Raw genomic sequence first — 23,528 nt, 5'->3', positions numbered from 1 at the left:
CCGAAACGGGGGCCGAACACGCTGGGGCGATCACGTCACACCAAAGGAGGGTCGCGTCGTGCAGATCGATACCGGCACCACGGCCTGGATGCTCACCGCCACCGCGCTCGTGCTCTTGATGACCCCCGGTCTCGCGCTGTTCTACGGCGGGATGACCAGGGCCAAGAGCGTCCTGAACATGATGATGATGTCGTTCGCCGCGATCATCGTCGTCACCGTACTCTGGCTGTTCTACGGTCACTCCCTCGCCTTCACCGAGAACCCCGTCTCGGCGATCAACAACTTCGTCGGCGGGTTCGACGCGCTCGGTCTGCAGAGCCTCGTCGACACGGCCACGGCTGACGACGGCTCCGGCATGCCGAGCCTCGTCTTCTCGGCCTTCCAGCTGACCTTCGCCATCATCACCGTCGCGCTGATCAGCGGCGCGATCGCGGACCGGGCGAAGTTCGGCGCCTGGGTGCTGTTCGCGGCGGTCTGGGCGACGATCGTCTACTTCCCGGTCGCCCACTGGGTCTGGGGCGGCGGCTGGCTCAACTCGATGGGCATCGAGGACTTCGCCGGCGGCACCGTCGTGCACATCAACGCCGGCGCCGCGGCTCTCGCCCTGGCACTGGTCATCGGCAAGCGGCAGGGCTGGCGCAAGGAGCCGATGCGGCCGCACAACCTCACGCTCGTGCTGCTCGGCGCGGCCATGCTGTGGTTCGGCTGGTTCGGCTTCAACGCCGGCTCCGAGCTCATCGTGGACGGCATCGCCGGTCTGGCCTTCATGAACACCCAGCTCGCCACCGCCATCGCGGCTGGCGCCTGGATCGTGGTGGAGAAGCTCCGCGACGGCCACGCGACCAGTCTCGGCGTCGCCTCCGGCGCGGTCAGCGGCCTGGTCGCCATCACCCCGGCCTGTGGATTCGTCGACCCCTGGGCTGCCGCGCTCATCGGCCTCGTCGCCGGCGCCGTCTGTGCCTTCGCGGTCGGCCTGAAGTACAAGCTCAACTACGACGACTCGCTCGACGTGGTCGGCGTGCACCTGGTCGGCGGCGTGATCGGCGCGGTCGCGCTGGGCTTCGTGGCCGCCTACCCGGCCACCGACGCGCAGGGCCTGGGCCTGTTCTACGGCGGCGGGCTCGGCCAGCTGGGCCTGCAGGTGCTCGGCCCGGTCGCGGTCGGTCTCTACTCGTTCGTGGTCACCTGGGTCATCGGCACGGTCATCCACAAGACGATGGGCTTCCGGATCCCGGTCGAGGACGAGGTCACCGGCATCGACGTCACCACCCACGCCGAGACCGGTTACGACCTCGGCACCGTGCACGCCTCGGGCGTGACCTCCCCCAACGGCCCCGTCACCCCGGCTCCCAAGAAGGTGGAAGCATGAGGCTCATCACAGCCGTCATCAAGCCGTTCAAGCTCGATGACGTGAAGGCCGCCCTGGAGCAGTTCGGCATCAAGGGCATGACCGTCAGCGAGGCGAGCGGCTACGGCCGCCAGCGCGGCCACACCGAGGTCTACCGCGGCGCCGAGTACCAGGTGGACCTGGTGCCGAAGGTCCGCGTGGAGGTCCTGACCGAGGAGGACGACGCCGAGGACGTCATCGACGTCATCGTCAAGGCGGCGCAGACCGGCAAGATCGGCGACGGCAAGGTGTGGTCGGTCCCCGTCGACACCGTGATCCGGGTGCGGACGGGCGAGCGCGGGCCGGAGGCCCTCTGACGACGGCGCCTGGGTGGAGCAGGGGGAACAGTGAGGGATGAGGCGCGCTCGTACGCCGCGGCCCGCAAGGAGCGGACCGCCGACACCGACCGCTGGCTCAAGGATCTCTTCCGCACGGCGAGCGACGGAGAGCACGTCTCCCTGGTCGCGGTCGGCAGCCTGGGGCGGGGCGAGCTTGCCCCGGGCAGCGACCTGGACCTCGTCCTGCTCCACAACGGCCGATCGGACGTCGGCCGGATAGCCGACCGCATCTGGTATCCCGTCTGGGACTCCGCCATCGGCCTCGACCACTCCGTCCGGACCGTGGACGAGGCCGTGGCGGTGGCCCGCGAGGATCTCAAGGCCGTGCTGGGCCTCATCCAGGCCCGGCACGTGGCAGGTGACCCGGACCTGACGAGGAGGGCCAGGGAGGCGGTGCTCGCCGAGTGGCGGGCCGACTCCCGGCGCAGGCTGGGCGAGCTGCGCGACGCGGCCGACCAGCGGGCCCAGACCAGCGGCGAGCTGGCCTTCCTCCTCGAACCGGACCTCAAGGACGGCCGCGGCGGGCTCCGCGACGTCCAGGCGATGCAGGCCGTGGCAGCGGCCTGGGTGGCCTCCGCGCCCGGACCCCGGGCGCGTGAGGCCCACGAGTTCGTCCTCGACGTCAGGCACGCTCTCCACGTCGTCACCGCGCGCGGCACCGACAGGCTCGTGCTGCAGGAGCAGGACGCGGTCGCCGGACTCCTCGGCCTGCTCGACGCCGAGGCGGTCATGCGCAGGCTCGCAGAGGCGGGCCGGACGATCTCCCACGCGTTCGACGCGACCTGGCGCTCGGTTGACAGGCTGCTGTCAGGGCCGGCGCCCCGTGGCCGCCGCCCGCTCGCCGACGGGGTGGTCGAGCACGGCGGTGAGGTGGTGCTCGCCAGGGGCGTCTCGCCCCGCAAGGACCCGGTGCTGGTGCTGCGCGCCGCCGCCGCGGCGGCCGAGTCCGGCCTGCCGCTGGCTCCCGCGTCCGTGTCCGTTCTCGCAGCTCAGTCGGCGCCGATGCCGGTGCCGTGGCCGGAGGAGGCGCGGGACGCGCTGGTGTCGATCCTCGGCGCGGGGCGCGCGGCCGTGCCCGTGTGGGAGGAGCTGGACCAGGCGGGGATCATTGTCAGACTCCTTCCTGACTGGGAGCGGGTGCGGCACCGTCCGCAGCGCAACCCGATCCACCGCTTCACCGTCGACCGCCACCTGATCGAGGCGGCCGCGAACGCCGCCGGTCACACCCGTGAGGTCTCACGCCCCGACCTGCTGCTGATCTCGGCGCTGCTGCACGACATCGGCAAGGGCTGGCCAGGTGACCACTCCTCGACCGGCGAGGTCGTGGTGCGCGACATCGGCGTCCGCATCGGCCTGCCGCCCCGGGACGTCGACGTCCTGGCCACGGTGGTCCGCCACCATCTGCTGCTGCCCGAGACCGCCACCCGGCGCGACCTGGACGATCCGGTCACGATCGAGAAGGTCGCCGCCACCGTGGGCTCCCGCGAGGTGCTGGAACTGCTGGCGGCGCTGGCCGTCGCCGACGGCAACGCCACCGGCCCGGCCGCGTGGAACGCCTGGAAGGCCGGCCTCGTCGCCGACCTCGTACGCAGGGTGCGCTCGGTGCTGTCCGGCTCGCCGCCGCCCAAGGCGCCCTCGCTCTCGCCCGAGCAGGCCGCGCTGGCCCGCCACGGCGGCGGTGCGGTGCGGGTCAACGGCGGCGCGGTGACGGTGGTCGCGCCCGACCGGGCCGGCCTGCTGTGGAGCGCCGCCGGGGTGCTGGCCGCGCACCGGCTCGTGGTGCGCTCCGCCTCGGCCGCCTCCGCCGGCGCCACCGCCGTGATCGAGTTCTCCGTCATCCCCGAGTACGGCTCGCCGCCGGATCCTGCGACCCTGGAAGCCGATCTCCGCCTGGTGCTTGCCGGGCGTCTTGACATCGAGCAAAGACTGGCCCGCCGTACGCGGTCGATGAGGCCGGCCCGGGTGCCGGTCGCGCCGCCCAAGGTGACGCTGGTGGACGACGCCTCCGCCACCGCCACCGTGGTCGAGGTCAGGGCACATGACAAGCCCGGACTTCTGTGGCGTATCGGCCGCGCCTTCGGCGACTGCGGTCTTGACGTGAGAGCCGCTCGCGTAGAGACTCTCGGCGCGGAGGCGGTGGACGTGTTCTACGTGGTCGACCGTGCTGGACGCCCCCTCAGCGACAGCACTCAACGCAACCAGGTCCGCGACGCCGTGCTTGCCGCACTGCGATAACCGACAGCACACGACACGCGGTCACATTTGTAACGATTGTGTCCGGTTTGTGCGTTACGTCAGATGCTGCGGATACCTTGTGGACGGCCTGATGACCGCATGGGATCGGGATGATTGAGGGGTAGCGGGAGCAGTGACTACGGGGAACTCCGACGGCGGCTTCGCCGCCAGGCGTGAACGCGCCAAGCGGGCACTGCCTCGGCTCGCGCTGCGCAACTGGCGAGTGAGATGGCGGTTGACCGCACTCGTCCTGGTTCCCACCATCGCCGGCGTCGTGCTCGGGGGAGCGCGCGTGGTGGAGTCCGTCCAGAGTGTCGCCGCCTTCGACCGCACGGCCGTCGCGGCCGAGCAGGCCGGGCGGATCCGCGATCTGGTGCAGGCCCTCGGGCTGGAGCGTGACACCGGCGGCTGGCACAACGCCGCCCGGACCCAGCGCAAGCGGCTGGAGAAGCCGTACGAGGAGCGCAAGGCGGAGGTCGACCGGCTCGTCAGGGCCGTGAAGGCGGACCTCGGCGCGATGGACGAGTCCTACGGCGACCGCGTCACCGACGTCGTCGCCCGCGCCCACATCGACCTGGACAACCTGCCCAGGACCAGGGCCGAGGGCCAGCGCGACACCACCCGGTACGACACGGTGCTCGACACCCTGCTCCGCCTGCACGACGAGCTGAGCCTGCTCAGCGAGGACCCCGAGATCGTCGGCCGGTTCCGCGCCCTGAGCGCCCTGACCAGGGCCAAGGAACAGGTCTCCCGCCAGCGCGTCCAGCTCCTGCGCGGCTACTACAACGCCGAGAGCGTGGACGCCAAGGAAGTCGAGCGGTTCATCGCGGCGAACGCCGCCCAGCGCAACCAGATCCAGGTCGTGACGCAGGAGGCCGGCGCCGTGACCGGCATGGAGCTGCAGCGCGCGCTGACCATCCCCGAGTACTACAACAGTGAGCTGACCAAGTCCCGGGCCGTCACGCTGGCCAGCGGCCGCGCGCCCGGCGTCCGGATCAGGGACAACCTGCTCGCCTCGACGAACCCCGACACGGCGCCGCCGGACCAGTGGTTCGAGGACAACGCCAAGGTCATCGCCGCGCTCGTCTCGGTCGAGAGCTCGCTGGGCGAGCAGGTGGCGCTGCGGTCGCAGGAGCTGCGCGACTCCGAGGTCCGCAACGCGATCATCGTCGGCACGCTGATCGTCGGGCTGCTGCTGATCGTGCTGCTGCTCACCGTCGCCATCGCCCGCTCGATGGTCACGCCGCTGCGCCGCCTGCGCACCGAAGCGCTGGAGATCGCCGGGTTCCGCCTGCCGGACGTGGTCCGCCAGCTGCGCGTCTCCGGCGAGACCGCCGCCCCCGAGGTGCGCCCGATCGACGTCGCGGGCAACGACGAGATCGGCGAGGTGGCCCGCGCCTTCGACCAGGTGCACCGCCAGGCGGTGCGGCTGGCGGGCGAGGAGGCCGAGCTGCGCGGCAACATCAGCGCGATGTTCGTCAACCTCTCGCGCCGCACCCAGACGCTGGTCGAACGGCAGATCTCGCTGATCGACGGCCTGGAGAAGGGCGAGCAGGACGGCGGCCGGCTGGCCGACCTGTTCAAGCTCGACCACCTGGCCACCCGCATGCGCCGCAACTCCGAGAACCTGCTGGTCCTCGCCGGCCACGAGCCCACCCGCCGGCGCAGCCAGCCGGCCAAGCTGGTCGACGTGGTGCGCGCCGCGCTGTCGGAGGTCGAGGGGTACGAGCGCGTGCAGGTCAAGGTGCACCGCGCCACCTCGGTGCTCGGCAGCGTCGCCAACGACCTGGTCCACCTGGTGGCCGAGCTGGTGGAGAACGCGCTGCAGTTCTCGCCCAGCAACTCCCAGGTCACCGTCTCCAGCAGCCTCATCGAGGGCGGCGGCGCCCTGCTGTCGGTCACCGACAGCGGCATCAGCATGACCGAGGAGGAGCTGGCCGAGGCCAACCGCCGCCTGGCCGAGCCCCCGGTCGTGGACGTGTCGGTGTCCCGGCGCATGGGCCTGTTCGTGGTCGGCCGCCTGGCGCTGCGCCACGGCATCCGGGTGCAGCTGCGCAGGGGCGAGGGCATCGGGCTGATCGCGATGGTGCTCATCCCGCCGGCGCTCATCCAGGACGCCACCAGGCAGCCGCTGCCGCAGCGGCCCGCGTTCGGCGGGGGCAGCACGTCCGTGCCGCACCGGCCGCAGGTGCCCGCGCAGAACGGCTACCGCTCGCACGGGAGCCTCGACTCCTACGACTCCGGAGCGGGCCGGCCCGCGCTGGGGCCGTTCGGCGCCGACACCGACGCGCCGCGTCACTCCTACGACTCGGGGACGTTCCCGTCGTACCCGAGCGCGCCCCCCGGCCAGCAGGGGTTCGCGCCCGGCTCGTACCCGCCCGTCCAGCCGCCCGCCCAGGAGCGGCCCGGATCCTTCCCCTCGTTCCCGAGCCAGGAGCTGCCGCGCAGGCAGCCCGGACGCTCCGACTTCCCGAACCCGGACGTCCCGAGTCCGGAGGGTCCGCCGCCGACGGCCCGCCACGCGGCGAACGACGTGCGCAGGCCCGAGCCGCCGCCCTCGACGGACGTCTCGCCGATCGAGACCGAGCGGGAGGAGTACCTGCCGATCTTCGCCGCGGTGGAGTCGGCCTGGTTCCGCCGACCGCCGGAGGAGCAGGCGCAGGAGGCAGGCGGGAGTGAGGACAGTTCCGCACAGCCCGTACCCTCTGGGGAGGAAGCGTGGCGGAACGCCGCCGACGCCGGTTGGCAGGCGGCGGCCGCCGCGAGCGACCCGAGCCTGGGCGGCGTCACCTCCGCGGGGCTCCCCAAGCGCAAGCCGAAGGCGAACCTCGTGCCGGGATCGGCCGGTCGCCCGGCGCCTCAGCAGGAGGCTCAGCCGCCCAGGCCGCCCCTGTCGGCCGAGCGGATGCGCAACAGGATGGCCAGCTTCCAGCAGGGAGTGCGGCGGGGTCGTGCGGAAGTACGCGAACAGGAGGAGCAAGAGTGAGCGAGCGTCCTGAGGAGGGCGAGTGACGACCCTCAGTCACGAGGCGCACCGGTTCGACTGGCTGATCACCGACTTCGTGCGGAACACGCCAGGGGTCGCGCACGCGGTCGTCGTATCCGCTGACGGGCTGTGCCTGGCCGCCTCCGAAGGCTTCCCGCCGGACCGGGCCGACCAGCTCGCCGCGGTGTCGGCCGGACTGCTGAGCCTCACCGTGGGAGCCTCGCGGGTGTTCGAAGGCGGGGCCGTCACGCAGACCGTGGTGGAGATGCAGCGCGGCCTGCTCATCGTCATGGCCATCAGCGACGGCTCGGTCCTGACCGTGCTGGCCGGGCCGGACTGCGACATGGGGCTGGTGGCGTACCAGATGACGCTGCTCGTCGACCGCGCGGGCCAGGCGCTCACGCCGGCGCTCCGCGCCGAGCTGCAAGCGGCTAGGACGCGGTGATGTGAATGGACATGGAGGGACAGGGCCGTGTACGGGAGTGACGGGCACGGGGACGAAGAGCCCCTGTTCCGTCCTTACGCGGTGACCGGTGGCCGTTCAGAGCCGCGCTACCACCTGGCGATGGAGACGTTGATCTCGTCGATGTCCATACCGGACGACGAGATGGCCATGCTCACTCCTGAGCAGGATGCGATCATGCAACTCTGTCGCTCGTTCCGGTCGGTCGCCGAGATCTCGGCCCTGCTCCGGGTCCCGCTGGGCGTGGCCCGCGTGCTGGTGGCGGACATGTCCGATGAAGGGCTCGTCCGCCTCCACGCGCCACGCCTCGAACAGGGACAGCCAGACCTCAACATGCTCGAAAGGGTGCTCAGTGGACTTCGCAGGCTCTAGCCCCGGCCTCACCTCGACGAAGATCGTGGTCGCGGGCGGGTTCGGCGTCGGCAAGACGACGTTCGTGGGGGCGGTGTCCGAGATCCTCCCGCTGACCACCGAGGCGGTGATGACCGACGCCTCCGCCGGGATCGACGACCTCGCCATGACGCCGAACAAGCAGACCACGACCGTGGCCATGGACTTCGGCCGGGTGTCCCTGGACCGGGACCTCATCCTCTACCTGTTCGGCACGCCCGGATAGCACCGGTTCTGGTTCATGTGGGACGACCTGGTGCGCGGCGCGATCGGGGCCGTGGTGCTGCTCGACACGCGGCGGCTGGCCGACAGCTTCCCGGCCATCGACTACTTCGAAGAGGCCCAGCTGCCGTTCATCGTGGGCATCAACGGCTGGGACGGGCAGTTCCCGCACACCGACACCGAGGTGCGCGAGGCGCTGGCCCTCTCGCCGCACGTTCCCATCGTCCGTACGGACGCGCGCAACCGCGAGTCGGTCAAGTCGACGCTGATCTCGCTGGTGGAGCACGTGGTCCGGCTCCGGGCGGCGCCGGTTTAGGTCACGCGAATTACCGGAAATATGAGGCTTGCCCACACTACGCTGCATATCTCCGGAATTGATGGTGAGGGCGTGCATGGTGTGGATCGCCTTGGCGGGCGGCCTGGCCGTCATCGGTGTGATCGTCTGGTCCTTCGGACGCGACGCCTCCCGCGCTGAGGAGGCGCCTCCCGAGCGGCCCCCGCGGGGCTGGGCGGCCGGGCTGGGTGAGGACGCCCGGGTGGCCTTCTTGGAAGGGCTCCGGGCGTACCAGGACAAGGTGGGCCCGCTTCACCTCCGCGAGGACCACGGCCTGCTGGCCGTCCACGACCCGCCGAGGCTCGTCTCCCTGCACCTGCTCGCGGACCGGTTCGCCGCGCGCGGCCCGGAGGGGTTGCACGACCCCGAGGAGACGGTGCGTGCGCTGGTGACCGCGTGCGTGACCACCGAGCAGCCGGGCGTCCTGCACCTGCGCCCCGGCTGGCTGGGCAGCGGCGAGGTCGACGGCATGGACCGGCGCGCCTTCGTCGAGGCCGTACGGGAGATCGTCTGCCCGGGCGGCGCCGAGGGCGTCGCCGGTCGGTTCGCGGACGAGAGCGCGGGCAGCCTGGTGGTCACCCTCGCGGCCGAGGGCGGCGACGCGGGCAACACGCTGCTGCTCGACCTGGCCCGTGTCCTCGACCGCTACGAGAAGCTCCGTGCCGAGCGTCCCGGCATGCCCGCCCGCGCGCTGCTGCGTGACGTGCTGTTCCGCCTGCTGGCCGAGGACGGCCCAGGCCTGACCTGGACCGAACCACCGGCCGAGCGCCACCGCGCAGCCCTGCTCGCCGCCGGGCAACCACCCACGGAACGACGCCCGGCAAGCTGAGTCACGGACGCACGCCACCACCGTGGCGGATGCCGCAGGCAAGGCGGACGCTGAGCGCCCCGACTTCGGTGGAGCTGCCGGTCTCGGGGGTGCCGCCAGTGAGCCGGGCACGCCGCAGGCTTGGCGGACGTGGGTGGGTCTGCAGGTCAGGAGTGGGTTTCAGGTGGTTGAGGGGTGCGGTTGTCGATGAGGGCTTGGATGCCGTCGAGGACGCGCTGGAGGCCGAACTCGAAGGCGTGGTCGGCGCTGTAGGCGGCGCCGAGGGTCTCGCCGGCGGCCTGGCCGACCCGTGCGGCGGTGGGGAAGCGTGACGGGTCGGCGATGCGGCTGAAGAACGGCGCGTGCGCGGCCCACCACTGCTCGTCGGACATGCCGGTCTGGCTCTCCGCCTGGGCGGCCTCCACCGCGCCCCGGGCCGTGCCGTGCACGAAGCCGGTGATCAGCGTGATCACCGAGTCCATCTCCACGTCGGTCAGCCCGATGCCGTCGACCGCGCGCAGCTCGTAGTCGTACTTGGCGGTCACGTTGGGGCCGAGCACCGGGCGGCTCGCGGCCACCTGCAGCAGCCAGGGATGGCGCAGGTAGAGCGCCCAGTTCTCGCGGGCGATCAGCTCCAGCCGGGCCCGCCAGCCGCCGGGCGCCTCCTCCGGCCTGTCCGTCTCGCCGTAGACGGTGTCGAGCATGACGTCGAGCAGCTCCGGCTTGCCCGGCACGTACGTGTAGAGCGACATCGTGCCCACGCCCAGCTTCTCCGCGACCCGGCGCATGGACAAGCCCTGGAGCCCGTCGGCGTCGGCCACCTCGATGGCGGCGCGCACGATCCGGTCGACGCTCAGGTCGGGCTTGCCCTTCCGGCTGACGCGCTCGCTGGTGCGCCAGAGCAGCGCGAGGCTGCGCGCCGGGTCTCCCTTGCCGCTGTACTCCACTGTCACCCTACGTACGGTACACCGTACGGTTGCACTCCTGGACCGGGAGCTGACGGCCGTCCTCAGGACGTGCCAGCGGCTGGGCCGCTGACCTGGTGGCGGTAGAACTCGACCGGTTCCGGCGGCAGCGGGGTGTTGCCCAGGATGAGGTCGGCGGCCTTCTCCGCGAGCATCATCACCGGGGCGTAGATGTTGCCGTTCGTCACGTACGGCATGACCGAGGCGTCGACCACGCGCAGCCCTCGCAGGCCGTGCACGCGCAGCGTCGCGGGGTCCACGACCGCCATCTCGTCCACGCCCATCTTGCAGGTGCACGACGGGTGCAGCGCCGTCTCGGCGTCGCGGGCCACCCACTCCAGGATCTGCTCGTCGGTCTCCACGGACGGGCCGGGGGAGAGCTCGCCGCCGTCCAGGTCCGCCCAGGCCGGCTGGGACAGGATGTCCCTGGCGTGCCTGATCGCCTCCACCCACTCGCGGCGGTCCTGCTCCGTCGACAGGTAGTTGAAGCGCAGGGCCGGCTTGACGCGCGGGTCGGCGGAGGTGATGCGGACCGAGCCGCGGGCGTCGGAGTACATCGGGCCGATGTGCACCTGGTAGCCGTGGCCGCCGGCCGGCGCGGAGCCGTCGTAGCGCACCGCGATCGGCAGGAAGTGGAACATCAGGTTCGGGTACGCGACCTCGTCGTTGGAGCGGATGAAGCCGCCCGCCTCGAAGTGGTTGGTGGCCCCCGGCCCGCCGCGCAGGAACAGCCACTGGGCGCCGATGACCGGCCTGCGCCACTTGGCCAGCGACGGCTGCTGCGACACCGGCTGCCTGCACGCGTGCTGGACGTACACCTCCAGGTGGTCCTGCAGGTTCTCGCCCACGCCCGGCAGATCGTGCACCATCTCGACGCCCAGCGGCTCCAGCAGCGGGGCGGGGCCGACGCCGGACAGCTGCAGCAGCTGCGGCGAGTTGACGGCGCCGCCGCAGACGATGACCTCGCCCGCGGTGATGCGCTCGCCGTCGCAGATGACCCCCACCGCGCGGTCGCCCTCGAAGACGATCCGCTCCACGAAGGCCCTGGTCCTGACGGTCAGGTTGCGGCGGCCGCGCACCGGGTGCAGGTAGGCGCGGGCCGCGCTGAGCCGGCGGCCCCGGTGCAGGTTGCGGTCGAAGGCGGCGAAGCCCTCCTGCCGGTAGCCGTTCACGTCGTCGGTGAGCGGGTGCCCGGCCTGCTGGACGGCCTCGAAGAAGGCCCGGAACAGGGGCCCGTCGGCGGGGCCGCGCTCCAGCTTGAGCGGGCCCTCGCCGCCGCGGAAGTCGGTGCCCGGGTCGGCCAGGCAGCTCTCCATCTTCTTGAAGTACGGCAGGCAGTGCGCGTAGTCCCAGCTCTCCATGCCGGGGTCGGACGCCCAGCGCTCGTAGTCGAGCGGGTTGCCGCGCTGGAAGATCATGCCGTTGATGCTGCTGGAGCCGCCGAGGACCTTGCCGCGCGCGTGGTAGACGCGCCGGCCGTTCATGTGCGGCTCGGGCTCCGACTCGTACTTCCAGTCGTAGAACCGGCTGCCGATGGGGAACATCAGCGCGGCGGGCATGTGGATGAACACGTCCCACCGCCAGTCGGCGCGGCCCGCCTCCAGCACCAGCACCGACACGGACGGATCGGCGCTCAGCCGGTTGGCCAGGGCGCAGCCGGCCGAGCCGCCGCCCACGATGACATAGTCGTAGCTCACCGGGGGATCCAGTCCTTCCACACGATCTCGTTCTCCTCGACCCAGCGCTTCGCGGCCTCGGCGGCCGACAGGTCCTCGTTGATCATGTCGCTGGCGACCTTGTTCTGGTCGTCGTTGGTCCACTGGAAATTGCGGACCAGCTCGTACGCCCTGCCGCCGTTCTCGGCGAACCGCTTGCTGACGATCTTGTCGAGCAGGTACGGCGGATAGTCGCACGCGACCCTGGCCGGGCGGGCGTCACAGCCGATGGCGTGCGCGGGAAGATTGATCTTCACCAGCTTGACCTTGGTGAAAAGCCATTGCGGCTCATAGAAGTAGAGCAGCAGCGGCGTCTTGTTCTTGGTCGCCGACTGGGCGGCCTTGATCAATGCGTCCTCGCTGCCCGAGTAGACGACCTTGTAATTCAGCCGGAGATTCTTGACCAGTGCCTCGTCATTGGTGACGAACGACGGGTCACCGTCGAGCACCTGGCCGAGTTCGCCGGATTTCGGAGTCTTGAAGAGGTGCGCGTAGTCGTTGAGGTTTCTCCAGTCGGTGATGTTCGGGTGTTCCTTGGCCATCCACTCGGGGACGTACCACCCGATCACCCCCTTGTTGCCGGTGAGACCTGCGGAAAGGGCGACCTTCTTCTTCTCGATGTACTCCTCCTTGAGGTCGTTGTGACCCCAGTTCTCGACGATGACGTCGACCTCACCGGTCTCGAAGCCCTTCCAGGAGTCGGCTTCGGCCATTTCGCGCGTTTCCACCTTGTAGCCGAGCTGAGTTTTGAGCAGGTGGGACAGCACGGCGGCCTGGGCCTCGTACCCGACCCAGCCGTGGATGTCGATCTTGACCGTCTGGTTGGCGTCGGCCTGCGTGCTGGGCTCCTCGCCCGTACAGGCGGTCAGGAGCAGGGCCAGCGCGAGCGGGCCGGCGAGAATCTTGGTTCGCATGAGAGTCTCCGGCGACCGTGACCCCGCCTGGGCGGGGTCACGGGTCTTGAGGGATCGGAGGGGGTTACTTGGGGATCCAGGCCTGCCACTTGTCCGGGTTGGCCTCGATCCACGCCTTGGCGGCCTCCTCACCGGACATGCCGCCGTTGGTCATGTCGTCGGACACCTTGTTCTGGTCCTCGTTGGTCCACTGGAAGTTCTTGACCAGCTCGTACGCCTTGCCGCCGGTGTCGGCGAACTTCTTGCTGACGATCTTGTCGAGGTCCATCTCCGGGTAGTCGCAGGCGACCTTCTTCGGGTCGGCGTCGCAGCCCTCGGTGTACTCCGGCAGGTTCACGCGGACCAGCTCGGTCTGGCTGAACAGCCAGTGCGGGTCCCAGAAGTAGAACAGCAGCGGCTTCTTCTGCGCCTGCGCCTGCTGGGCGCTCTTGATCAGCGCGGCCTCGCTGCCACCGGTGACGATCTTGAAGTCCAGCTTGAGGTTCTTGATGAGCGCGGCCTCGTTGCTGACGTACGACGGGTCGCCGAACAGCAGCTGGCCCTTGCCGCCCGACTCGGAGGTCTTGAACAGGTCGGCGTACTTGTTGAGGTTCTTCCAGTCGGTGATGTCGGGGTTCTCGTCGGCCATCCACTTGGGGATGTACCAGCCGATGACGCCCTTGTTGCCGGTCGAGCCCGCCTCGACGGCGACCTTCTTCTCCTCGATGTACTGCTTCTTCAGGTCCGGGTGGCCCCAGTTCTCGATGATGACGTCGACGTCGCCGGTCTCGAAGCCCTCCCAGGCGAGCTGCTCCTTGATCTCCGGCAGTTCCACGGTGTAGCCGAGCTCGTTCTTCAGCAGGTACGCCACCACGTTGGCGCTCGCCTCGTAGCCGACCCACGGGTTGATCGCGATCTTCACCGTGCCGGCCGGGGTGGCGGCGTCGGCCGAGCCCTCGGGGGAGGCGGCGGTGGTCGCCCCGCCGTCGACGGTGGCCCCGCCGCAACCGGCGGCCAGGCCCAGCGCTAAGAGGCCTGCGAACAGGCGAATTTTCATGTGAATTTCCTTTTGTGGGGCAGAGAACGCCTGTCGGCGCCCTGCGTGATGCGGTCCAGCATGACTCCGAGCAGGACGGTCGCGACACCTGCGACGAAGCCCATGCCGAAGTCGGGGCGCTGGGAGAACCCGAGCACGACGTCGTAACCGAGGGCGCCGGCGCCGACCAGCCCGCCGACGACCACCATGGCGAGCGTCAGCACGATCCCCTGGTTGGCGGCGAGCAGGATGGCCCGGCGGGCCATCGGCAGCTGCACCTTCCACAGGATCTGGGCGGAGGTGGAGCCGGTGGAGGCGGCGGCCTCGATCACGGAGGTGGGCACGTGCCTGATGCCGTCCTCGACCAGGCGCACCACGGGCGGCACGGCGTAGATGATCGAGGCGAAGATCGCGGTGAACCGGGTGGTCCCGAACAGGGCCAGCGCCGGAAGCAGGTAGACGAACGCGGGCATGGTCTGCGCGGCGTCCAGCAGCGGGCGCTGCACGGCGGAGAACCGGTCCGAGCGCGCGGCGGCGACGCCCAGCAGCACGCCGATCGCCAGGGTCGCGACGACCGCGACGGCGACCGTGGTCAGCGTCCGCATCGAGTGCTCCCACGTGCCGAGCAGGGCGATCCCGAGCAGGCAGACCAGCGCCGTCAGCGCGGGCCGTACCCCGCTGACCCGCCAGGCGACCAGCAGCACCGCGGCGGCGACCAGCCACCACGGCGCGGTGGTGAACACCGTCTCCAGCGGGTTGAGCAGGTAGATCGTGACGGTGTCCTTGACGAACGTGGTGACGCCGTACCAGCTCGTCTCGGCCCAGAGCACGGCCTCGTTGATCGGGCGGGTGACGCTGACCGTCAGGTCCTCCGGCCACTGCCGGGGCACGAACGCCGCGGCCACCAGCCCGGCGACCGCCAGCACCCCGGCGGCGGCCACGTTGCCGCGGCCGATCCGGCTGTGCGGGTCGCGCCTGGCCACCGAGACCATCATCCGGTCCAGGATCACGGCCATGATCACGATCGCGATGCCCGCCGGCAGCATGATGCCGACCTGGGCCCTGGACAGGCCGCGGATGATGTCGGAACCGAGGCCGGGCGCGGAGATCAGGTTCGCGATGACCACCATGGACAGCGCCATCATGATGGTCTGGTTCACCGCCAGCGCCATGGTGGAGCGCGCCAACGGCAGATACACCTTGAACAGCGTCTGCGCCCGGGTGGCGCCCAGCGAGGCGGACGCCTCGACCGCGGTGGGGGAGACCTGCTCGATGGCCAGCGCCGTGATGCGGATCGCGGGCGGGATCGAGTAGATCATCGTCGCGATCACGCCGGCCGGCGCGCCGATGTGGAAGAACAGCGCGAGCGGCGCCAGGTAGGCGAACGTCGGCATGATCTGCATGACGTCCAGCACCGGCGTGACGGCCTTGCGCACCCGCGCCGACATGCCCGCCCAGATGCCCAGCGGCACGCCGATCGCCAGCGACAGCAGCACCGCCGCGGTGACCAGCGCGAGGGTCTCGACACTCGACTCCCACAGCCCGAACACGCCGAACGAGCAGAACCCGGCCACCGCCATCAGCGCGACGCGCCAGCCGCCCGCCAGCCAGGCGAGCCCGCCCATGACCCCGATCAGCCCGGGCCAGCCCATCGCCACCAGCACCGAGTGGAAGGAGGTGTAGAGGGCGTCCACGAACAGGCGGATGTAGTTGAGGAAGTAGAGGAAGAGCGGATTGTCGTTGCGGTGGTCGTCGATCCACTCGCGCAGCTCGGTGACCGCGGTGAACGGCGCCGCCTCGCTGTTGTGCGGCAGCGTGCCGGTGCCCCGGAAGGCCAGGTACGCGAGCGCGAACAGGGCCGCGATCCCCGCCGGGACCACCCACCTCGGCACGCGCAGCCTGGAGGCAGGCGTGACCGCGGTGCTGCTCATGCGCCGACCTGTGCGGCCGCGGGCGTCTCCTGACCGGAGAGGAAGGCGAGCATGTCCACCCGGTCGAACACTCCGGCCAGTTCCTCGCCGTCCATCACCCGGATCGGCCTGGAGGAGGTGGAGACGGCGCCGATGGCGTCCTTGATCAAGGTGTTGGCGGGGAGCTCCGGCCCGTCCAGGTTCTCGCGCTCCTCCGGCGGCCGGGCGATCCAGCGCAGCGTCAGCACGTGGCTCCTGGGCACGTCCCGTACGAAGTCCGCCACGTAATCGTCGGCCGGCGCGCCCACCAGTTCCTCGGGGGTGCCGAGCTGGACGATCCGGCCGTCCCGCATGATCGCGATGCGCTCGCCGAGCTTGAGCGCCTCGGACAGATCGTGGGTGATGAACACCATCGTCTTGCCGACCTCGCGGTGCAGGCGGACGACCTCGGCCTGCATGTCACGGCGGATCAGCGGGTCCAGCGCGCTGAACGGCTCGTCGAACAGCATCACCTGCGGGTCCACGGCGAGCGCGCGGGCCAGGCCGACGCGCTGCTGCATGCCGCCGGAGAGCTGGTCGGGGTAGGAGTCGGCGTGGCCGTCCAGGCCCACCAGTGACAGGATCTCCCTGGCCCGCTCGTGCCTGGCGGCTTTGGCGGCGCCCTGGACCTCCAGCCCGTACGCCACGTTGTCGATCACCCTGCGGTGCGGCAGCAGGCCGAAGTGCTGGAAGACCATGCTGACGTGGTGCCGGCGCAGGTCGCGGAGCTTGGCGGGGGAGGCGCCGATCACGTCCTCGCCGCCGATCGTCACGCGGCCGGCCGTGGGCTCGATGAGGCGGGTGAGGCACCGTACGAGGGTGGACTTGCCGCTGCCGGACAGGCCCATGACGACGAAGACCTCGCCGGGGCGGACCTCGAATCCGACGTCCCTGACGGCGGCGGTGCAGCCGGTCTTCTCTCGGAGCGCTGCGGGATCCAGGTGTTTGTCCTCGCTCGCCAGCACTCTCTCGGACTTGGGTCCGAAAATCTTCCAGAGCCCTTCGACCGCGATGGCCGCGTTGTCAGGGGACACCCCGTACTCCTCGCCTTCTCGCCCAGGGGGCTCAACATATGGGGTTAAGAAAGCAAATCTCAACGTTGTGACCGTTAGGAGACCTCTGTGCATCTGCGGTGTTACGTCGTTGGATCGTTCCAAACACCCATTTCTGGACATAGGCGGGCGTAATGCAATATTTCTCGCCATATGGTCTTCATAAGTGGAGCTCCAGGTTCTATGCTCATGCGTCACACTGCTTGACTTATGTCGCGTTATGGTCGCTTGGCTGGCCTGGCGCGGGTGTGTTCCAATTACCCGAGCTTGCATGGATTTCCCCACAGGTCACGAGGCCTTGCATATACGCCGATACTGGGCGAGAGGTTGCGTTCGGTGAGTACAGAGTTAGCAGAGCGGCCGCCGGAGGAAGGCAGGTGGCGGCTGCGTAATTGGCGGGTCCGCGCCAGGCTGGTCGCCCTGATCCTGGTGCCGACGGCTGCCGCCGTGCTCCTGGGCGGGATCCAGGTCTTCGCCTCGACGGGAGCGGCCGCCGACTACGCCCGCATCAACCAGCTCGCCCGGCTGAGCGAGCAGGTCGGCGGTCTCATCCACGAGATGTCCGGGGAACGCGCCAGAGTCTCCTGGCACATCGCCCGGAACCGCCCCCAGGCTCAGCTTCCCGACGTACGCGCCCAGATCGGCAGGACCGACGCCGCCATCCGCGAGGTGAGAGACACCGCCGGCCAGCTGCTCGGCGGGGTCAGCGGCCGTACCGCCGACCAGATCGAGAACATGCTCAACCGGTTCGACGACCTGGACGGGCTGCGCGACCAGGCCATCGAGGCCGACCTGCTCCCCGCCCCGGCCGTCGAGCTCTACACCACCGTGATCAACGACCTGCTCTCCATCCACGACGAGCTGGTCAGCGGCAGCCAGGACGACGAGCTGTTCCGGCAGACCCGCATGCTCGACGCGCTGGCCCGCGTCAAGGAGAGCGTCTCCCTCCAGCAGGCCCTGCTCACCACCGCGCTGGTGGAAGGTTCCTTCGGCCAGGAGCAGCTCAAGACCTTCCTCGGCGAGCTGTCCCGCGAGGAGAACCAGCGCGAGGCCTTCTCCGAGGAGGCCACGGCCGGGGAACGGCGCTTCTTCGACGAGACCGTCAACGGCCGCTCCGCCGACGACATGCTGTTCCTGCGCGAGCTGGTGCTCATCCGGGCCACCGCGGGGCAGACGCTGCGCGGCCTCGACCTGGCCAAGCGCGACGACGCCGGGCAGTGGTTCGAGGCGTCCACCGTCGTCATCGACTCCCTGCGCACGGTCGAGCAGCGCCAGGCCGCCGGCATCCTCAGCCGCAGCGAGTCGCTCAGCTCCGGCGAGCAGCAGAGCGCGTACCTGATCGCGGGCGCGGTCATCGCCCTGCTCATCGCCGTCCTGGCGATCACCACCGGGGTGGCGCGCTCCCTTGTCCGCCCGCTGCGCCGGCTGCGCGCCGAGGCCCTGGAGATCGCCGGAAGGCGGCTGCCCGACTTCGTCCAGCACCTGCGGGAGTCCCGTGACGGCGCGGTCGACGCGGAGGTGCCGCCCATCGGCGTCTTCTCCCGCGACGAGGTCGGCGAGGTGGCCAGGGCCTTCGACGAGGTCCACCGGGAGGCCGTGCGGCTGGCCGGCGACGAGGCCCGGCTGCGCGCCAACGTCAACGCGATGTTCGTGAACCTGTCGCGGCGCAGCCAGACGCTGGTCGAGCGGCAGCTCACCCTCATCGAGCGCCTGGAGCGCGGCGAGCGCGACGACGACCGGCTGGCCGACCTGTTCAAGCTCGACCACCTGGCCACCCGCATGCGCCGCAACTCCGAGAACCTGCTGGTCCTCGCCGGCCAGGAGGCCGCGCGCAAGTGGAGCCAGCCGGTCGAGCTCATGGACGTGGTCCGCGCCGCGCTGGGCGAGGTCGAGAGCTACGACCGCGTCAGCATCCAGGTCCAGTCGGACGCGGCCATCGCGGGCCAGGCCGTCAACGACGTCGTGCACCTGCTGGCCGAGCTGATCGAGAACGCCGTGTCGTTCTCCTCGCGCGACACCAAGGTCATCATCTCCAGCAGCCGCATCGACGGCGGCGGGCTCATGGTCGCCGTCACCGACCAGGGCATCGGCATGAGCCCGGAGGAGCTCTCCGAGTCCAACTGGCGGCTGGCCCACCCGCCGGTCGTGGACGTGTCGGTGTCGCGCCGGATGGGCCTGTTCGTGGTCGGCCGGCTGGCGCTGCGGCACAACATCAAGGTCCAGTTGCGCCGCCAGGACGTGGGCGGGCTCACCGCCATGGTCCTGCTCCCGGAGGCGCTGCTCACCCCCGTCCCCGGCGCCTCGGCCACCGCGCCGCCGTTCCCGCAGGCCGCTGCTTCCCAGGACCCGCCGTCGTTCGCGCACGTGCCGATGCAGGCCAGCACCGCGCACCCGGGCATCGGCCACCCGTCCATGCCGGGTACGGCGCATCCGTCGATGGACTCGCTCCCCGAGCCGTCGTCGTGGTTCAACTCGACGCACACGCAGTCCGGTGACGTCTCACGCGACAGCGTCTTCGGCGCCGACGCGCCGCGGGGTTTTCCCTCGGACGGCGCGTTCGCCGACCCGCCGCGCGGCTTCGCCGGGGACGGCGCCTCCGGCGACGGCCCGCGTGACTTCCAGCAGGACGGCGCGTTCGGCGGGGAACTGCCGCGTCGCCTGCCGCCGGACAACGGCACGGGCGGAGAGCTGCCGCGCCGCCTCGCCGCCGACAACGGGGCCTCCGGGGGCCTGCCGCGCCGCCTGCCGCCGGAGCAGCCGGCCTTCCCGCAGCAGGGCGACTACCTGCCCGTCCACGCCTCGATGGAGCCGAGCCCCGAGGTGTCGAGCTGGTTCACCAAGCCCGCCTTCACCGACGAGCGGGACCAGCCAGGCCCCGGCCCCGATCCGGCCTGGTCGTCGGGCGACTCGTGGTCCGCGCAGGGCGACACCGCCGCCATCCCCAAGATCGACATCTCCGCGCCGCCGCCCGAGCCGTCCCACAGCGGCAGCTGGTCCTCGCCCGCCGACAACGGCTGGCAGGCCGCCGGCGCGGCCCGCGAACCGGCGCTCGGCGGCACGACCAGCTCCGGGCTGCCCAAACGGACGCCCAGGGCGAACCTGGTGCCGGGTACCGCGGCGCCGGCCCCGCCGCCGGCGCCCGCGCCCCCGGTGTCCCCCGACCGACTCCGCAGCAGGCTCTCCAGCTACCAGCAGGGCGTCCGCAAGGGACGCGCCGAGCTAGAGGAGGACTGATGAAGGATTTGAGCCAGGCGGCAAGAGACGTCAACTGGCTGGTGTCCAACTTCGTGGAAGAGGTGCCCGGCGCCGCGCACGCCGTGGTGGTCTCGGCCGACGGGCTGCCGATGGCCTTCTCCCGCGGCTTCCCGAAGGACCGGGCAGACCAGCTGTCGGCCATCGCGGCCGGCCTGGTCAGCCTGACCCAGGGCTCGGCCAGGGTCTTCGAGGGCGGCAACGTCGTGCAGACCCTGGTGGAGATGGAACGCGGCCTGCTCCTGGTGATGTCGATCAGCGACGGATCCTGCCTGGCGGTGCTGGCCGCACCCGATTGCGACATGGGCCTGGTGGCCTACCAGATGACGGTCCTGGTGGAGCGTGCGGGGCAGGTGCTGACGCCTGACGTGCGCGCGGAACTGTCGGCCGTGCGACCGTGGTGATGGGAGTAGGACGTTGGCATCGTGGCATGGCGGGGAGCCGGAGCCAGAGCGCAGCTCACTGGTCAGGATGTACGCCGTCACAGGCGGCCGTACACGCAGCACGCTCGCGATGGAGGCGCTCGTCTCGTCGGCGACGTCCATCCAGCTCGGCCATACCTACACGCGTGAGTACCGGCAGATCAGCGAGCTGTGCCGGCAGGTGAGGTCGGTCGCGGAGATCTCCGCGCTGCTGGCCATGCCGCTCGGCGTGGCACGGGTGCTGATCGCCGACATGGAGGCGGAAGGGCTGGTCAGGGTGTACCAGCCGCAGTTGGACGCAGGCAAGCCGGACAGGGGCCTGCTCGAAAGGGTGCTCAGTGGACTTCGCAGGCTCTAACGCCGGGCTCACCTCGACGAAGATCGTGGTGGCCGGCGGGTTCGGGGTGGGCAAGACGACGTTCGTGGGGGCGGTGTCCGAGATCATGCCGCTCACCACGGAGGCGGTGATGACGGACGCCTCGGCCGCGGTGGACGACCTCTCGCTCACCCCGACCAAGACGACCACCACGGTGGCGATGGACTTCGGGCGGGTGTCCCTGGACCGCGACCTGATCCTCTACCTGTTCGGCACGCCCGGGCAGCACCGGTTCTGGTTCATGTGGGACGACCTGGTGAAGGGGGCGATCGGCGCGGTCGTGCTGGTCGACACGCGCCGGCTGGCCGACAGCTTCCCGGCCATCGACTACTTCGAAGAGGCCAAGCTGCCGTTCGTGATCGCGCTCAACGGCTGGGACGGGCAGTTCCCGCACGTGGAGAACGAGGTCAGGGACGCGCTCACCCTCGCCGCGCACATCCCGATCGTCCGCACGGACGCCCGCAGCCGCGAGGCGGTCAAGTCGACCCTCATCACCCTGGTCGAGCACGCGCTGACCGTCCGCTCCTACTGAGGCCGGCCCGACCACCAGTACGCCGCCACGAGCTCCGCCACCAGGGTCTCCGTCAGCAGGCGGACGTCCGGGTCGTCGTCGTGCGCGTACCGCACGACGGCCGCCGCGTCCTTCACCTCGCCGCCGACCGCGACGACCGTGGAGCCGCGCTCGCGTACCCAGTCCATGGCCTGCTCGTCGTAGCGGGAGCCGGGGAACAGCAGCGCCCGGTAGGACAGCGTCTTCGTCAGGTAGACGTCCACGTGCGCCCAGTCGCCCGTCTCGCAGGCGTCGGCCGGCCTGCGGGGCCCCTCGCGCACCATGAGCGCCGACTGCTCCGCGGACGAGAGCCGCTCGGCGGGGGCGATCGCGTAGACGCCGTTCGGCCCGTTCAGCAGCTCCAGCACCATCGGCAGCCAGGCGTCGCGCCGCTCCAGCAGGTCGGCCGTGGCCTCGGCGGCCCGCCGCACCAGCCCGGCCACGTCGCGGCCCGCGCCGGTGAGGCGGGACTCCAGGGCGAGCAGCAGGGCGAGCGTGTGCTGGAACGTCCGGCACGCCACCCCGCCGCGCTCCTCGCCCGCGTGCATGGGCACCACCAGGCCGGCGGCCTGCGCCAGCGCGGAGCCGGGCGCGTTGGTGAGCGCCATCAGGAACGACGCGCCGCCCGCGTACCGTTCGACCGCGTCCAGCGTCTCCCGGCTCCCGCCGGTCGCCGAGATCGGGACGACCAGCGTACGGGGGCCGGGCGGGAACGTCGCGGCGGCCGAGGCGTACTCGGCCCAGGCGTCCACCCCGGCGGCGCGCAGGCGCAGCGCGGCGACCCCGGCGGCGTACCGCGAGCTGCCCATGCCCAGGAACAGCACCCTCCCGATGCCCTCGGGCAGCCCCGCGAACGGGTCCGCGGCGTCGAGCGCCCCGGCCAGTTCGGTGAGCGCGGCGGGCTTGGCCTCCAGGTCGGCCAGGAAGAGGTCGGGGTTCACGGGTTCTCCATCCAGTTGCGCAGCACGCCCATGGGGGCGTACCTCCAGCGGGGCAGGTGGCGTGCCGCGTAGATGAGCTCGCGGCACTCCTGCTCCACCTCGAAGGGCCGGATCAGGGATTCGTCCAGCAGGTCAGGTCGGCCGCCCGCGGCCAGGCGGCCCTCATAGGCGGCGAGCATCAGGGCACGGGCCTCGGCGGCCCAGCGCGCCGCCCGCTCGGCGGGCAGGTCGCGGCGCTTGACCGCGACCTGGGCGACGTGCTCGATGCTGGTGGTCAGCTGGGCGACGTCGCGCGCGGCGGGCTGGTACGGGTCGGCCTCGGAGACGGTCGGGTTGCCGTCGAAGTCGATGACCGCGTACCCGTCGCGCCACCGCAGGATCTGGCCGACGTGCAGGTCGCCGTGGATCCGGATCAGCGGGGTGGGGCCGGTGGAGGCCAGCGGCGCCAGCTCCGCGCGCAGGCGGCCGGCGACGGTCTCCAGCCAGGCGCCGTCGGGGCCGCCGGTCAGCGCCAGGGCCTCGCCGAGGGCGTCCTCGGCACGCGGGCGGTGGTCGCGCGGGGCCGCGCCCCCGCCGTCGCCGGGGAGGGTGGCGAGCGTGAGGTGGAGGTCGGCAGCCAGGGCGCCCAGGACCGGGGCGAAGGCGGTGTCGCCGGCCTCGGCGTCGTCCACGCACCAGGTCCAGCCGTCCGTGGCGTCCGGGAGGTAGCCGGTGACGAGTGCCAGGAGACGGGAGCCGGCGAGCAGCGCGGCGTAGGGCGGCGCGGTGTGCGGGAAGCCGGTGCTTGCCAGATGGGGGAGTACGTCGAGCGCCGGATGGGGAAGCGGGACCGGCGGTGTGAGCCATTTCACGACGACGCGCTCGTCCACCACTACCGAGTAGTTCGTCTGATCGACATGGGCGCCGAAGTCCCGCTCGGCGGGCACCCCGATGTGACATCCGGGCGTGTCGTACGAGAGGCTTGGCAACGGCAGGAAGCGCCGGACCTCGAAGGGCGGCGGCACCTCGCCGTCCAACAGCCGCAGCACCGCGGCTGTGAGACCGCGCTCTCGGTCGGTGAGCGGCTTCTCACCCAGAGACAGCAGCCGTTCCCAAATTGAATCCGAATTCAACACTTAGATCAAACTTCCAGGTAGCAATGTCTACCAAAGTCTTGCTCATGTTGATTTCTGCTGCAACACTCCTGGTCTGGTCTGCCGTGCCCGGTTGGTCGC

Annotated in this window: 19 protein-coding genes and 1 pseudogene; 12 read left to right on the top strand and 8 right to left on the bottom strand. The window is 70.9% G+C overall.

Annotated features, from left to right (window positions below):
* The first annotated feature begins 58 nt into the window (after positions 1 to 58).
* The 8 genes and pseudogenes from ACIBF7_RS25425 to ACIBF7_RS25390 all read left to right on the top strand — a co-directional run bounded on the left by ACIBF7_RS25425 (position 59) and on the right by ACIBF7_RS25390 (position 9,184).
* Positions 59 to 1,369 carry an ammonium transporter gene (locus ACIBF7_RS25425; protein ID WP_148033824.1) on the top strand — a complete coding sequence of 437 codons (1,311 nt, stop codon included), beginning with the start codon at positions 59 to 61 and terminating at the stop codon, positions 1,367 to 1,369.
* Positions 1,366 to 1,704 (top strand): P-II family nitrogen regulator, encoded by a 339-nt coding sequence (locus tag ACIBF7_RS25420; RefSeq protein ID WP_148033823.1) that lies wholly within the window; start codon positions 1,366 to 1,368, stop codon positions 1,702 to 1,704. Before ACIBF7_RS25425 ends, ACIBF7_RS25420 begins: the two co-directional genes overlap by 4 nt.
* Positions 1,705 to 1,734: 30 nt before the next feature.
* A complete protein-coding gene (locus ACIBF7_RS25415) occupies positions 1,735 to 3,960 on the top strand; it encodes a [protein-PII] uridylyltransferase (RefSeq protein ID WP_397198320.1) in 2,226 nt (741 codons plus the stop codon).
* A gap of 133 nt (positions 3,961 to 4,093) precedes the next feature.
* Positions 4,094 to 6,946, top strand: coding sequence for a nitrate- and nitrite sensing domain-containing protein (locus tag ACIBF7_RS25410; RefSeq protein WP_397198319.1), 2,853 nt, complete (start codon positions 4,094 to 4,096; stop codon positions 6,944 to 6,946).
* Between the two features lie 22 nt (positions 6,947 to 6,968).
* A complete protein-coding gene (locus tag ACIBF7_RS25405; protein ID WP_148033820.1) occupies positions 6,969 to 7,391 on the top strand; it encodes a roadblock/LC7 domain-containing protein in 423 nt (140 codons plus the stop codon).
* A 27-nt stretch (positions 7,392 to 7,418) separates the two neighbouring features.
* Positions 7,419 to 7,781, top strand: a complete 363-nt coding sequence (locus tag ACIBF7_RS25400; protein ID WP_148033819.1) for a DUF742 domain-containing protein — start codon at positions 7,419 to 7,421, stop codon at positions 7,779 to 7,781.
* Positions 7,762 to 8,337 (top strand): annotated as a pseudogene (locus ACIBF7_RS25395) (GTP-binding protein). The gene ACIBF7_RS25400 and the pseudogene ACIBF7_RS25395 overlap by 20 nt, the downstream one beginning before the upstream one ends.
* 76 nt (positions 8,338 to 8,413) lie before the next feature.
* Entirely contained in the window at positions 8,414 to 9,184 is a 771-nt protein-coding gene (locus ACIBF7_RS25390) for a hypothetical protein (RefSeq protein WP_397198318.1), read from the top strand.
* A gap of 146 nt (positions 9,185 to 9,330) precedes the next feature.
* Here the strand turns inward: ACIBF7_RS25390 and ACIBF7_RS25385 are convergent, their stop codons facing one another.
* The 6 genes from ACIBF7_RS25385 to ACIBF7_RS25360 form a co-directional block, all read right to left on the bottom strand.
* Entirely contained in the window at positions 9,331 to 10,116 is a 786-nt protein-coding gene (locus tag ACIBF7_RS25385; protein ID WP_397198317.1) for a TetR/AcrR family transcriptional regulator C-terminal domain-containing protein, read from the bottom strand.
* Between the two features lie 56 nt (positions 10,117 to 10,172).
* Positions 10,173 to 11,825 (bottom strand): choline dehydrogenase, encoded by a 1,653-nt coding sequence (betA, locus tag ACIBF7_RS25380; protein ID WP_148033815.1) that lies wholly within the window; start codon positions 11,823 to 11,825, stop codon positions 10,173 to 10,175.
* Positions 11,822 to 12,757: an ABC transporter substrate-binding protein gene (locus tag ACIBF7_RS25375; protein ID WP_148033814.1), complete on the bottom strand. Its 936-nt coding sequence runs from the start codon at positions 12,755 to 12,757 to the stop codon at positions 11,822 to 11,824. Before ACIBF7_RS25375 ends, betA begins: the two co-directional genes overlap by 4 nt.
* A 64-nt stretch (positions 12,758 to 12,821) precedes the next feature.
* Positions 12,822 to 13,793, bottom strand: coding sequence for an ABC transporter substrate-binding protein (locus tag ACIBF7_RS25370; RefSeq protein ID WP_148033813.1), 972 nt, complete (start codon positions 13,791 to 13,793; stop codon positions 12,822 to 12,824).
* Positions 13,790 to 15,703 (bottom strand): ABC transporter permease, encoded by a 1,914-nt coding sequence (locus tag ACIBF7_RS25365; protein WP_397198316.1) that lies wholly within the window; start codon positions 15,701 to 15,703, stop codon positions 13,790 to 13,792. Before ACIBF7_RS25365 ends, ACIBF7_RS25370 begins: the two co-directional genes overlap by 4 nt.
* Entirely contained in the window at positions 15,700 to 16,755 is a 1,056-nt protein-coding gene (locus ACIBF7_RS25360) for a glycine betaine/L-proline ABC transporter ATP-binding protein (RefSeq protein WP_261808795.1), read from the bottom strand. The genes ACIBF7_RS25365 and ACIBF7_RS25360 overlap by 4 nt, the downstream gene beginning before the upstream one ends.
* Positions 16,756 to 17,109: 354 nt before the next feature.
* Between ACIBF7_RS25360 and ACIBF7_RS25355 the strand changes: the two genes are divergently transcribed.
* The 4 genes from ACIBF7_RS25355 to ACIBF7_RS25340 all read left to right on the top strand — a co-directional run bounded on the left by ACIBF7_RS25355 (position 17,110) and on the right by ACIBF7_RS25340 (position 21,355).
* A complete protein-coding gene (locus ACIBF7_RS25355; protein WP_271275872.1) occupies positions 17,110 to 20,007 on the top strand; it encodes a nitrate- and nitrite sensing domain-containing protein in 2,898 nt (965 codons plus the stop codon).
* Positions 20,007 to 20,429 (top strand): roadblock/LC7 domain-containing protein, encoded by a 423-nt coding sequence (locus ACIBF7_RS25350; protein ID WP_148033809.1) that lies wholly within the window; start codon positions 20,007 to 20,009, stop codon positions 20,427 to 20,429. Before ACIBF7_RS25355 ends, ACIBF7_RS25350 begins: the two co-directional genes overlap by 1 nt.
* A 67-nt stretch (positions 20,430 to 20,496) precedes the next feature.
* A complete protein-coding gene (locus ACIBF7_RS25345; RefSeq protein ID WP_246640374.1) occupies positions 20,497 to 20,805 on the top strand; it encodes a DUF742 domain-containing protein in 309 nt (102 codons plus the stop codon).
* Entirely contained in the window at positions 20,786 to 21,355 is a 570-nt protein-coding gene (locus tag ACIBF7_RS25340; protein WP_148033807.1) for an ATP/GTP-binding protein, read from the top strand. Before ACIBF7_RS25345 ends, ACIBF7_RS25340 begins: the two co-directional genes overlap by 20 nt.
* Here the strand turns inward: ACIBF7_RS25340 and ACIBF7_RS25335 are convergent.
* A complete protein-coding gene (locus tag ACIBF7_RS25335) occupies positions 21,349 to 22,314 on the bottom strand; it encodes an SIS domain-containing protein (RefSeq protein WP_148033806.1) in 966 nt (321 codons plus the stop codon). The genes ACIBF7_RS25340 and ACIBF7_RS25335 overlap by 7 nt on opposite strands.
* Complete coding sequence (locus ACIBF7_RS25330) at positions 22,311 to 23,342, bottom strand: hypothetical protein (protein ID WP_397198315.1); 1,032 nt, start codon at positions 23,340 to 23,342, stop codon at positions 22,311 to 22,313. The genes ACIBF7_RS25335 and ACIBF7_RS25330 overlap by 4 nt, the downstream gene beginning before the upstream one ends.
* Between the last annotated feature and the right edge of the window lie 186 nt (positions 23,343 to 23,528).

The organism is Nonomuraea sp. NPDC050478 (genome assembly GCF_044458265.1).
GTDB lineage: Bacteria > Actinomycetota > Actinomycetes > Streptosporangiales > Streptosporangiaceae > Nonomuraea > Nonomuraea ferruginea.
This window is presented reverse-complemented; position numbering and strand designations above follow the sequence as displayed.